At 65.6% G+C, this 12,004-nt stretch carries 10 protein-coding genes and 1 tRNA gene; 2 read left to right on the forward strand and 9 right to left on the reverse strand.

What is annotated here, in order from left to right:
• Nucleotides 1-22: 22 nt before the first annotated feature.
• The 9 genes from rpoB to G1H11_RS03970 form a co-directional block, all read right to left on the reverse strand.
• The gene (gene rpoB / locus G1H11_RS03930; protein WP_246210896.1) at nucleotides 23-3,490 is read right to left on the reverse strand and encodes a DNA-directed RNA polymerase subunit beta; all 3,468 of its coding nucleotides are present in this window, start codon (nucleotides 3,488-3,490) and stop codon (nucleotides 23-25) included.
• Between the two features lie 412 nt (nucleotides 3,491-3,902).
• On the reverse strand, nucleotides 3,903-4,295 hold the full coding sequence (gene rplL, locus G1H11_RS03935; RefSeq protein ID WP_163816287.1) for a 50S ribosomal protein L7/L12: 393 nt from the start codon (nucleotides 4,293-4,295) through the stop codon (nucleotides 3,903-3,905).
• Between the two features lie 53 nt (nucleotides 4,296-4,348).
• Nucleotides 4,349-4,900 (reverse strand): 50S ribosomal protein L10, encoded by a 552-nt coding sequence (gene rplJ, locus G1H11_RS03940; RefSeq protein ID WP_163816289.1) that lies wholly within the window; start codon nucleotides 4,898-4,900, stop codon nucleotides 4,349-4,351.
• Nucleotides 4,901-5,377: 477 nt separating this feature from the next.
• Nucleotides 5,378-7,162 (reverse strand): alpha/beta hydrolase, encoded by a 1,785-nt coding sequence (locus tag G1H11_RS03945; RefSeq protein ID WP_163816291.1) that lies wholly within the window; start codon nucleotides 7,160-7,162, stop codon nucleotides 5,378-5,380.
• Between the two features lie 61 nt (nucleotides 7,163-7,223).
• Nucleotides 7,224-7,934 carry a 50S ribosomal protein L1 gene (rplA, locus tag G1H11_RS03950; protein ID WP_163816293.1) on the reverse strand — a complete coding sequence of 237 codons (711 nt, stop codon included), beginning with the start codon at nucleotides 7,932-7,934 and terminating at the stop codon, nucleotides 7,224-7,226.
• A 91-nt stretch (nucleotides 7,935-8,025) separates the two neighbouring features.
• Entirely contained in the window at nucleotides 8,026-8,454 is a 429-nt protein-coding gene (gene rplK, locus G1H11_RS03955; protein ID WP_163816294.1) for a 50S ribosomal protein L11, read from the reverse strand.
• An 81-nt stretch (nucleotides 8,455-8,535) separates the two neighbouring features.
• On the reverse strand, nucleotides 8,536-9,339 hold the full coding sequence (gene nusG, locus G1H11_RS03960) for a transcription termination/antitermination protein NusG (RefSeq protein WP_163816296.1): 804 nt from the start codon (nucleotides 9,337-9,339) through the stop codon (nucleotides 8,536-8,538).
• 42 nt (nucleotides 9,340-9,381) lie between these two features.
• Complete coding sequence (gene secE, locus G1H11_RS26305; protein ID WP_163816297.1) at nucleotides 9,382-9,630, reverse strand: preprotein translocase subunit SecE; 249 nt, start codon at nucleotides 9,628-9,630, stop codon at nucleotides 9,382-9,384.
• Between the two features lie 109 nt (nucleotides 9,631-9,739).
• Nucleotides 9,740-9,812: transfer RNA gene (locus G1H11_RS03970), tRNA-Trp, on the reverse strand.
• Between the two features lie 284 nt (nucleotides 9,813-10,096).
• On the opposite strand from G1H11_RS03970, the gene G1H11_RS03975 reads away from it, so the two are divergent.
• Both G1H11_RS03975 and G1H11_RS03980 read left to right on the forward strand, forming a co-directional pair.
• The gene (locus G1H11_RS03975; protein WP_163816299.1) at nucleotides 10,097-10,708 is read left to right on the forward strand and encodes a hypothetical protein; all 612 of its coding nucleotides are present in this window, start codon (nucleotides 10,097-10,099) and stop codon (nucleotides 10,706-10,708) included.
• 52 nt (nucleotides 10,709-10,760) lie between these two features.
• The gene (locus G1H11_RS03980; RefSeq protein ID WP_163816301.1) at nucleotides 10,761-11,993 is read left to right on the forward strand and encodes a pyridoxal phosphate-dependent aminotransferase; all 1,233 of its coding nucleotides are present in this window, start codon (nucleotides 10,761-10,763) and stop codon (nucleotides 11,991-11,993) included.
• Nucleotides 11,994-12,004: the final 11 nt, after the last annotated feature.

Consider the following 12,004-nt stretch of genomic DNA (forward strand, 5'->3'; position numbering starts at 1 on the left):
TGCCAGGGGCACCGCCGCATCCTCAGACTTCTTCAACGCTGCTCGGCTCGCGCCGGGACAGGTCGATACCAAGCTCTTCGGCGGCGCGGAACACGTCCTCGTCGCTGTCGCGCATCTCGATCTGTGTACCGTCACTCGACAGAACCTCCACGTTGAGGCAGAGAGACTGCATCTCCTTGATGAGCACCTTGAAGGACTCGGGGATGCCTGCCTCGGGAATGTTCTCGCCCTTGACGATCGCCTCGTACACCTTGACTCGGCCGAGGATGTCGTCGGACTTGATCGTCAGCAGCTCCCGAAGCGCGTAGGCGGCGCCGTACGCCTGCAGAGCCCAGACCTCCATCTCACCGAATCGCTGGCCACCGAACTGCGCCTTACCGCCCAGCGGCTGCTGAGTGATCATCGAGTACGGGCCCGTGGACCGGGCGTGGATCTTGTCGTCCACGTGGTGGTTGAGCTTCAGCATGTACAGGTAGCCGACGGAGACCGGCTCCGGGAACGGCTCACCGGAGCGGCCGTCGATGAGCCGGGCCTTGCCGCTGCGCCCGATCATCTGCTGGCCGTCGCGGTTGGGCAACGTGGAATCGAGCAGCCCGGCGATCTCGTCCTCCCGGGCGCCGTCGAAGACCGGCGTCGCGACATTGCTGTTCGGCGGTGCTTCAGCCGCACCGATGGCCAGCAGCCGCTGCTTCCACTCGTCGTCGTCGCCCTCGACCTTCCATCCGGACTTGGCGACCCATCCGAGGTGCGTCTCCATGACCTGACCCAGGTTCATCCGGCTGGGCACACCGAGCGGGTTCAGCACGATGTCCACCGGAGTGCCGTCCTCGAGGAACGGCATGTCCTCGACCGGAAGGATCTTGGAGATGACACCCTTGTTGCCGTGCCGGCCGGCGAGCTTGTCGCCGTCCTGGATCTTCCGCATCTGGGCGATGTAGACGCGCACCAGCTGGTTCACGCCGGGCGGGAGCTCGTCGCCCTCGTCCCGGTCGAACAGCCGGACACCGATCACCTTGCCGGACTCACCGTGCGGCACCTTCAGCGACGTGTCGCGAACCTCTCGCGCCTTCTCACCGAAGATGGCCCTCAGCAGCCGCTCCTCCGGGGTCAGCTCGGTCTCGCCCTTGGGCGTGACCTTGCCGACGAGGATGTCACCGTTGGTGACCTCGGCGCCGATCCGGATGATGCCGCGCTCGTCGAGGTCCGCAAGGACGTCTTCGGAGACGTTCGGGATGTCCCGGGTGATCTCCTCCGGACCGAGCTTGGTGTCCCGGGCGTCGACCTCGTGCTCCTCGATCTTGATCGAGGTGAGGACATCCTCTTCGATGAGCCGCTGGGACAGCAGGATGGCGTCTTCATAGTTCTGGCCCTCCCACGACATGAACGCGACGAGGAGGTTCTTGCCCAGAGCCATCTCGCCGTTGTCGGTGGACGGGCCATCAGCGATGACCTCACCCGCCTCGACGCGGTCGCCCTCGCTGACCACCGGCTTCTGGTTGATGCACGAGCCCGCGTTCGAGCGTCGGTACTTCGCCAGCTGCTGTGTCTGGTACGTGCCGTCGTCGGCCATGATGGTGACGTAGTCGGCGGAGACCTCGGAGACGACACCCGACTTCTCGGCGACGACGACCTCGCCGGCGTCGACCGCGGCGTGGTACTCCATGCCGGTACCGACCAGCGGAGCCTCAGCCCGCAGCAACGGCACGGCCTGGCGCTGCATGTTGGATCCCATGAGCGCGCGGTTGGAATCGTCGTGCTCCAGGAACGGGATCATCGCCGTCGCGACCGACACCATCTGGCGCGGCGAGACGTCCATGTAGTCGACCTCGTCGCCGGGCACCAGCTCGACCTCACCGCCGCGCTTACGCACCAGAACGCGCTCGGCGACGAAGTAGCCGTCGTCCTGCAGCGGCTCGTTGGCCTGGGCGATGACGTTGTGATCCTCGACGTCGGCGCTGAGGTACTCGATCTCGTCGGTGACCCGGCCGTCGCGGACCCGCCGGTACGGCGTCTCCACGAAGCCGAACGCGTTGACCCGCCCGAAGGTGGCCAGCGAACCGATCAGACCGATGTTCGGCCCCTCAGGGGTCTCGATCGGGCACATCCGGCCGTAGTGCGAGTGGTGGACGTCACGGACCTCCATGCCGGCCCGCTCACGGGACAGGCCACCCGGGCCGAGCGCCGACAGGCGGCGCTTGTGGGTGAGCCCGGCCAGCGGGTTGGTCTGGTCCATGAACTGGGACAGCTGGGACGTTCCGAAGAACTCCTTGATGGCCGCGACGACCGGCCGGATGTTGATCAGCGTCTGCGGCGTGATCGCCTCGACGTCCTGAGTGGTCATCCGCTCCCGGACCACGCGCTCCATCCGGGACAGCCCGGTGCGCACCTGGTTCTGGATGAGCTCGCCCACGGTACGCAGCCGGCGGTTGCCGAAGTGGTCGATGTCGTCCACTTCGACGCGCACGTCGCGATCTTCGCTGGTCATCTGGTCCTCGCCGGCGTGCAGCCGGACCAGGTAACGCAGCGTGGCGATGACGTCGTCGACCGTCAGCGTGTTCTGGTCGATCGCCAGCTCGAGGCCGAGCTTCTTGTTGAGCTTGTACCGACCGACCTTCGCGAGGTCGTACCGCTTCGGGTTGAAGTACGCGTTTTCGAGGAGCTGCTGCGCGGCCTCGCGCGTGGGCGGCTCACCAGGGCGCATCTTGCGGTAGATGTCGAGCAGCGCCTCTTCCTGGGTGGTGGTGTGATCCTTCTCCAGGGTGGAACGCATCGACTCGTAGTCGCCGAACTCTTCCAGGATCTGCTCGTTGGTCCAGCCGAGAGCCTTCAGCAGAACCGTGACGTTCTGCTTGCGCTTGCGGTCCAGACGGACTCCGACCGTATCCCGCTTGTCAATCTCGAACTCGAGCCACGCGCCGCGCGACGGGATGACCTTGGACGTGTAGATGTCGCGGTCCGAGGTCTTGTCCAGCGAACGCTCGAAGTACACACCGGGCGAGCGGACCAACTGGGAGACGACGACACGCTCGGTGCCGTTGATGATGAACGTCCCCTTGGGGGACATCAGCGGGAAGTCACCCATGAAGACCGTCTGAGACTTGATCTCACCGGTCTCATTGTTGATGAACTCGGCGGTGACGAAGAGCGGAGCCGAATACGTGAAGTCACGCATCTTGCACTCTTCGATGGTGTTCTTCGGGTCCTCGAACCTGGGGTTGGAGAACGACAGCGACATGGTGCCGGAGAAGTCCTCGATCGGGCTGATCTCGTCGAGGATCTCCTGCAACCCGGAGGTGGTGTTGATGTCCTGGCGCCCCTCGGCCTCCGCCTCGGCTACGCGCGCTTGCCAGCGCGAGTTTCCGAGTAGCCAGTCGAAGCTGTCGATCTGAAGAGCGAGGAGGTTAGGAACCTTGAGAGGGTCTCTGAGCTTGGCAAAAGAGATGCGGCGAGAACCGGTGGTGAACTGTGGGGTGATGGGCGTGACGGCCAACAGGGGTCCTTCCGAGGGCACACGGTCGGATTTAGTCGAGTCATTCGGGTTTTTGCACAGACCACACCCGATGCAGACTACTGGGCAGTGGACAGCGCAAAGACGCAGTCTAGCCTATAAGGCTCACTGCTGTCGAGTGGCGGCCCATAACCCGTTCAGGACGCTCCCTATGTTTGCCGTGACGCTGGAAGAAGGATCTCCCGGACGTATCGCTCACGTCAAGCACCGACCGCGGTGGCGAGCCGGGAATCCGCCCGGTGAGGCACCCGGGCCACTCCTCGCCCACGTCGGCGCCGGAGGCCGGGACACCCCGCATCACCAGCGAAGACGTGCGGTGCCGAAAGATGGGGCCGACATGCATCGAGGGCCCGGCGCACATGCGCCGAGCCCTCGATGTCGATCAGGCAGGTGCTTACTTCACCGTGACGGTGGCACCGGCGCCCTCGAGCGCCTCCTTGGCCTTCTCCGCGGCTTCCTTGTTGACCTTCTCGAGCAGCGCCTTCGGGGCACCCTCGACGAGGTCCTTGGCCTCCTTGAGGCCGAGCGAGGTCAGTCCGCGGACCTCCTTGATGACCTGGATCTTCTTGTCGCCGGCCGACTCGAGGATGACGTCGAACTCATCCTGCTCGGCGGCGGCCTCGGCGTCGCCGCCTCCGGCCGCCGGAGCTCCGGCAGCCGCCACGGCCACCGGAGCGGCCGCGGTGACCTCGAAGGTCTCCTCAAACTTCTTCACGAACTCCGAGAGCTCGATCAGGGACATCTCCTTGAACGCGTCCAGGAGCTCATCGGTGCTGAGCTTCGCCATGGTGGCGGTTTCCTTTCTGGTGGTCGGCTGACGCCGGGGTGGTGGGCGGGCTGTCAGCCCTCGTTCTGGTTGGAAGCTCCGGCGTCGCCGCCGGCCTCTACCTTCTGGCGGAGCGCATCGATCACGCGGGCCGTCTGCGAGAGCGGCGCGGCGAACAGCGACACAGCATTCTGCGTGGACGCCTTCATCGCGCCGGCCAGCTTGGCCAGCAGAACCTCACGCGACTCAAGGTCGGCGAGCTTCTTGATCTCGTCCGCCGTGAGCGGCGCGCCGTCGAGCAGGCCACCCTTCAGGACGAGAACGGGGTGATCCTTGGCGAAGTCACGCAGACCCTTGGCCACGACGACGGGGTCGCCCTTGACGAAGGCGATCGCGGAAGGTCCGACGAGGTGCTCGTCGAGACCATCCACGCCGGCCTCCTTGGCCGCGAGCTTGGTCAGCGTGTTCTTCACCACGGCGTACGACGCGTTCCCGCTGAGCGATCGACGGAGCTCCGTCAACTCCTTCACGGAGAGACCGCGATACTCGGTCAGCACGACGGCAGACGAGCTGCGAAACTCGTCGGCCAGTTCGGTGACCGCGGCTGCCTTGTCAGGCCTCGCCATGGGACTCCTTAGGACGTACGGGTGGGGTGCATCGCCACCACCGGACACGGGAGCCACACATGAAAAAACGCCCCTGCGCACGGCACGGGGCGATGGTCATGCTTGTTCGGCACGACGTCTCGTCTTACGCACCTGCGCGGGCCGTCCGCATGTCGCGGAACCTTCATCACGTCCGGGAACGTGAGACCGGCGGTCTTCGGCAACGGCCATACTACGGTCTCGCGCACCGATTCACCAAACTCACGAGTCTCGCGCACCCCGACTTCGGTGACGAGCGGCTGGGCGCTAGTGGATCAGATGGCACAAATGCGTCCAAACGTCCCGTTTAGTCACCTGATCACTTCGCGTCCACGATGCGAGACAAGATCAGATGGCATATTCAGCCGTCTACCACAGTGTTCGTCGTCTGATCATCATCAAGGGGACGATCGGAGGACAAATCGACGATCAGGTGACCAAGGTGCCAGCGCGTTGCGATCACCAGCGACGGCTCTCGTCGAACGGGTCGAAGGACTGCACGATGTCGCGCAGCTCCTCAAGCTCCGGCTCGGACCATTCATGTTCCGGCGGCATCACCTTGAGCCAGGCATCCACCAGTTCGCCGCCGTAGTTGTGGGCGTGGCCCTCAGGCATCAGCGCGGACACCGCCATGTCCGCGGTGATCTGCCAGAACGTGACGAACGGATACCAGTTGAAGTTGGGTAGAACGTCCGGGCCTGGGGGTTCTCGCATCCAGTCCGGCTGGGACCAGATCAGCTCGGGCGACCAGAACGACACGGGATCGGACGCGTGCTGCAGGAACAGCACCCGCGGCTCATCCCACCCGTCGACGTCGAGAGGTTCCTGCCAGCCGGCCCAGAACCGCACGGTCCCACCGTCCTGGAATCTCGGGAGACGTTCGGGTGAACCCGGGTCCCGGTTCTCCGTGACGTATTCACGCAGGGGATGCCAGCGCGGCGAACCGACCCAGAGCGCGCCGTCGACCTTGCCGACGAGATCGCCGATACCGTCGAACGCCGCAGCGCTGCCGACCGCGCCGAAACTCTCGCCGTAGACCACCAGCTTGGGCCGGGAGTCTTCCGGCAGCCTCGACCACCGTTCGTGGACGGCGCCGAACAACTCCTGACCGGCGATGTCGACCTGCTCGTGATCGGCCAGGAAAGAGAGCCAGCTCGGCAGGTACGAGTACTGGATCGACACGATCGCGCTGTTGCCGTTGTAGAGGTACTCGAGCGCGTCGGCGGCGCCTTCGTCGACCCAGCCCGTTCCGGTGGGCGTGACCACCACCAGAATGTCGCGGTCGAATCCCCCGGCGCGCTCAAGCTCACGAACCGCCAAAGACGCGAGGCCGGACGGTGTCTCCGCCGAGTCCATGCCGATGTAGGTGCGCACCGGGTCCATCGCCGGCCGGCCGCTGAACACTTCAAGCTCATCCGCTGTAGGCCCGCCCGCGATGAACTCACGTCCCTTGCGACCCAGCGAGTCCCACGTGACCAGGGAACCCGGGCCGCCCGAGTGCGTCGCCACCGCCGGTGGGCTCTCACCCGCCTCGGTCTCCTGATTGATCGCAGCGAACGCGTCGTTCGCGGTGCCGAGGAGCCATGGATAGAACAATCCCGTCCATGACCAGAATGCGATTCCGGTCACGACCAGCGCGGAGGTCACTACCGCGACCGGGATGGGCACCCAGCGCGCGAAGAACCGGCCCAAGCGGCGCGAGGCACCTCGAAGCAACCTGCCGATGGCGAGGAACCCGATGAAGATCAGGAAGGAGATGAGGATGATGTAGATGTAGTGGACCAGCCGCGGGCTGTCCACGTTCATCAGCTCGCGCAGATCGCTCTGCCATCGTGCGGAGCCGAACAGGTACCACGTGGCCACACCGGTACCGGCGACGCCGAAGACCGTCCACGCGATCAGCACGGTCTGCCGCGCCAGCGGCCGGCCCCGGCGAACTCTGCGGAACACCATGCGGATCAGGACGCCGAACAAGGAGCCGATCGCATAACCGACCGTGGCCGTGACGCCGGTCACGAGCGCCTGGTAGTACCAGGTTCTGGGCAGCAGCGACGGCGTGAGGGACCAGCAGAAGAAGAACGTGCCGACCACACCGCCGGCGAAGTCCAGGCGCAGCCACGTGATCAACGGCCCCAGAATCGGCACCTTGCGCACCGTCGAGAGCCTGCGCTGAACCGCTGGGAGCCGCCGCCGCAGTGGCGTGGCTCGGTCGACGAGCGTGGCCATCACAGGTATGCCAGCCATTTCGCAACAATGACCCAGCCGCGGCCCCACAACCGTGGGAGCCGCGGCTGGGCCGGGTGGATCATGCTCGGGTGGTCTCCGGCGCGTGAACCTTGCCCGGGTCTACCGGGATACCGGGGCCCATCGTGGACGTCATGGTCGCCTTCTTGATGTAGCGACCCTTCGACGACGACGGCTTGAGCCGGTTGATCTCGTCCAGCGCGGCGACGTAGTTCTCGATCAGGGCGTCCTCGGTGAACGACGCCTTGCCGATGACGAAGTGGAGGTTCGCGTGCCGGTCGACGCGGAACTCGATCTTTCCGCCCTTGATGTCGCTCACTGCCTTCGCGACATCCATCGTGACCGTTCCGGTCTTCGGATTGGGCATGAGGCCTCGCGGACCCAGCACCCGGCCCAGCCGGCCGACCTTGCCCATCAAGTCGGGAGTGGCGACGGCCGCGTCGAAGTCGAGCCGGCCGTTCTGAACCTCTTCGATCAGCTCGTCGCCGCCGACGATGTCGGCTCCGGCGTCAGTGGCCTCCTGCGCCTTCTGGCCCACGGCGAAGACCAGGACCCGAGCGGTCTTGCCGGTGCCGTGCGGAAGGTTGACGGTGCCCCGCACCATCTCGTCGGCCTTACGGGGGTCGACGCCGAGCCTCAGCGCCACCTCGACGGTGGCGTCGTACTTGGTCTTGGTGGTCTCTTTGACGAGGTTGATCGCCTCGGCGGCGGAGTAGAGCCGATCCCTGTCGATCTTCTCTGCCGCCGCGCGGTATGCCTTGCTGCGCTTCATGTCTTCTCCTGTATGAGATCGGAGCTGTGGTGCGGGCCGAGCGCTGCCCCTCCCACGTCCCGGTCACGGTGCGTGCCGGGTGAGTTGGCACTTACTTGACGTCCACACCCATCTGGCGGGCCGTACCTGCGATGATCTTCTCTGCCGCGTCCAGGTCGTTCGCGTTCAGATCAGGCATCTTCTGCTCGGCGATGGCACGGACCTGGTCGCGTGTGATGGTCGCGACCTTGGCGCGGTGTGGTTCGCCGGAGCCCTTCTCCACACCTGCGGCCTTCAGGATCAGGGTGGCGGCCGGCGGGGTCTTGGTCACGAAGGTGAACGAACGGTCTTCGTAAACCGTGATCTCCACCGGGACGACGTCACCCCGCTGGCTTTCGGTAGCGGCGTTGTAGGCCTTGCAAAACTCCATGATGTTGACGCCATGCTGGCCGAGTGCCGGGCCAACGGGCGGCGCTGGTGTCGCGGCACCGGCCTGGATCTGGAGCTTGATCAGGCCTGCGACTTTCTTCTTCGCGGGCATGTTTCCTCGGGTCCTCGTCGTTTCTTGTCGGAGTGATGTGGTCGTGGCAGGTTCGACGTGCCGCTGACCAGGCGGCGGCCGTTAGAGCTTCTGGATCTGGCTGAACGAAAGCTCCACCGGTGTTTCCCGGCCGAAGATCTCGACCAGGCCTTTCACCTTCTGCGAGTCCGGGTTGATCTCGTTGATGGTGGCGTGCAGGGTGGCGAACGGCCCGTCGACCACCATCACTGAGTCGCCGACCTGGAAGTCGACGACCTCGACCGGACGCTTCTCCGTGGTCTTCTCGACCGGCTGCTCGAACTCGGGAGCAAGCCAGCGCTCGACCTCGGCCAGGCTCAGCGGCAACGGCTGGTTCCCGTGGCCGACGAACCCGGTCACCGCAGGTGTGTGCCGGACCGCCGCCCAGGACTCGTCCGTCATTTCCATGCGGACCAGGACGTAGCCGGGGAACCTATTGCGCTTGACCATGCGGCGCTGGCCGCCCTTGATCTCGGCGACCTCTTCGGTGGGGACCTCGATCTCGAAGATGTAGTCCTCCATGTTGAGGCTGATGATGCGGTTCTCCAGGTTCAGCCGGACACGGTTCTCCATGCCGGAGTACGTCTGGACGACGAACCACTCACCAGGCTTCGAACGCAGGACCCGGCGGAACTCCTCGAGGGGGTCGACGACCTCCTCGGGCTCCGCGTCCTCAGCCTCGGGGGTGCCGGAGCCCTCTTCCAGGCTCTCGCCCTCGTCCGGGGCTTCATCGTTCGCCCCGGCCTCATCACTCGCCTCGACCTCGTCGTTCGGCTCGACGGCATCACCGGGCTCATCCTGAGCGGCCGATCCGGCCGGAGCATCGGTCGCCTCGGCGTCATCGACTGGCGTGTACTGTTCGGACACGGTGTGGACTTCCTCCTGGTAGCTGCTGGGCACTGGGCAGGTTCAGCCGAATATCTCGAGCATCGCCCAGCCGAAGCCCAGGTCGAGTACGGAGACGATCGCGATCATGATCGCCACGAACACGAGCACCACTGCCGTGTAGGTCAACAGTTGCGATCGCGTCGGGTACACGACCTTGCGGAGCTCGGCCACCACCTGCCGAACCCACAGCGACAGACGCGCCACCGGCCCGCGCCGCTTGGGCTGACGCGGGCGATCAGGTGTCGCGGTCTGGCCGCTCGTCTCCGTCACGTGCTACCTCACTTGGTCTTTTTTCCTCTTCGCCGCCCCGGCGGACGGCATGTTCGCCGGGGCCACCGGGCACCCTGGAGCCGATGGCGACTCATGGCCTGGTGGCCAGCAGGGCAGGAGGGACTCGAACCCCCAACCGCCGGTTTTGGAGACCGGTGCTCTGCCAGTTGAGCTACTGCCCTTCGGTGAACGAACGACACCTACTCACACCGTAGCGCCTGAGGGCAAAATCTGAGCAGGGATCAGTGACCACCGAAGAGAGAGTGTACGGGGTGAGGGGCGCTGTGGTCGAACTCGCGCGATCAAGAGATCCGGACCACGGTGTTCTCGCCGCATCGAAATGCGGCTTCACATGCGGGACAACGCCTGTCGTGCTCGCTAGATGGCGTACGACCCCGCTAGGGTGCCAGGTGTAAAACACGATAATCCTTCGCCACGATCACAAGACTCGTAGGGAGTACGCGAGATGAGCGGGACGACGCCAGGCGGTAGTTCCGGGGACGAGCCCCAGAAGGATCCCTTCAGCCAGCCCACGGAACCAGCCCGCCAGCCACCCTCGTGGGAGCAGAGCCAGCCTCCCGCGTGGGAGCAGGACAACACCGCCGGCAGCCCCTATGCACGCCCGGTGCCGGAGACCCCGAAACCCATCCTCACGGCCGCCAAGCTCATGTATGTGGGCGCCTTCTTGTCGCTGCTCGGCGGCATCTTCGCCCTGATGGGCCGCGACGCCGTGCGTGAGGAGGCCATCCGCCAGAGCCCGGATGCCACGGCGGACGAGATCGACGCGTTCGTCAACACCTTCACCGGGTTCATGGTCTTTGTCGCGCTGATCTCCATCGGCCTGTGGCTGTGGATGGCTTCGGCGAACAAGAAGGGCAAGTCGTGGGCGAGGATCGTGGCCACGATCCTCGGTGGCCTGAACATCCTGTTCGGGCTGTGGGGCCTCACGGCGGGCGGATTCGACATCAACACGCTCATCAACCTGATCTCGCCCGTGCTGGCCGCGGTCATCCTGTACATGCTCTACCGGCCGGAATCCACCGAGTACTACCGGGCGATGTCGTCCAAGACCTTCTGAGGCAACCGAAGTCCTTGGCGAGACCGGCCGGGGTGGTGCAAGGATAGTCGTCATGACCCTCGCTACCCCGGCCGGCGCCACCGCCGGCACCTCGCGCCCTCGCGTCTCGCGTCGCATCTCCGCCATCGCCGAGTCGGCCACCCTGGCCGTGGACGCCAAGGCGAAGGCCCTCAAGGCCGCGGGCAGGCCGGTCATCGGATTCGGAGCCGGTGAACCCGATTTCGCCACGCCGGACTACATCGTCCAGGCGGCGATCGACGCGTGCTCCAATCCCAAGAACCATCGCTACACGCCTGCCGGCGGTCTTCCCGAACTGAAGGACGCTCTGGTCGCCAAAACGGAGCGAGACTCGGGCTACACCGTGGAGGCCAGCCAGATCCTGGTCACCAACGGCGGCAAGCAGGCGGTCTACGAGGCGTTCGCCGCGATCGTGGATCCCGGGGACGAGGTCCTGCTCCCGGCGCCCTACTGGACCACCTACCCGGAGTCGATCAGGCTGGCCGGAGGCGTCCCGGTGGAGGTGATCGCCGACGAGACCACCGGTTACCGGGTGAGCGTCGACCAGCTCGAAGCGGCCCGCACCGAGCGCACCAAGGTGCTCCTGTTCTGCTCGCCGTCCAACCCCACCGGCGCGGTCTATCCTCCGGAGGACGTCAAGGCGATCGGCCAGTGGGCAGCTCAGAACGGCATCTGGGTCGTCACCGACGAGATCTACGAGCACCTCACCTACGGCGACGCACAGTTCACGTCGATGCCAGTGGAGGTGCCTGAGCTGGCAGAGACCTGCATCGTGGTCAACGGCGTGGCGAAGACGTACGCGATGACCGGCTGGCGGGTCGGCTGGCTGATCGGACCGAAGGACGTCGTCAAGGCGGCCGGAAACCTCCAGTCGCACGCCACGTCCAACGTCGCGAACGTCTCCCAGCGGGCCGCGATCGCCGCCGTCACCGGTGACCTGTCAGCGGTCGCCACCATGCGCGAGGCGTTCGACCGTCGCCGGAAGACCATCGTCGCGATGCTGAACGAGATCGACGGCGTGCTGTGCCCGGAGCCTGAGGGCGCCTTCTACGTCTACCCCTCGGTCAAAGGTGTGCTGGGCCGCGAGATCGCCGGCCGGACACCCACCACCAGCGTGGAGCTCGCGGAGATCATCCTCGAAGAGGCGGAGGTCGCCGTCGTGCCCGGCGAGGCCTTCGGCCCGAGTGGCTACCTCCGGCTGTCCTACGCGCTGGGCGACGACGACCTTGCCGAGGGCGTCGGCCGGATCCAGCGGCTGCTGAGTTGAGCCGGCCGGGG

This window comes from Phytoactinopolyspora alkaliphila (assembly GCF_010550695.1).
Classification (GTDB): Bacteria; Actinomycetota; Actinomycetes; order Jiangellales; family Jiangellaceae; genus Phytoactinopolyspora; species Phytoactinopolyspora alkaliphila.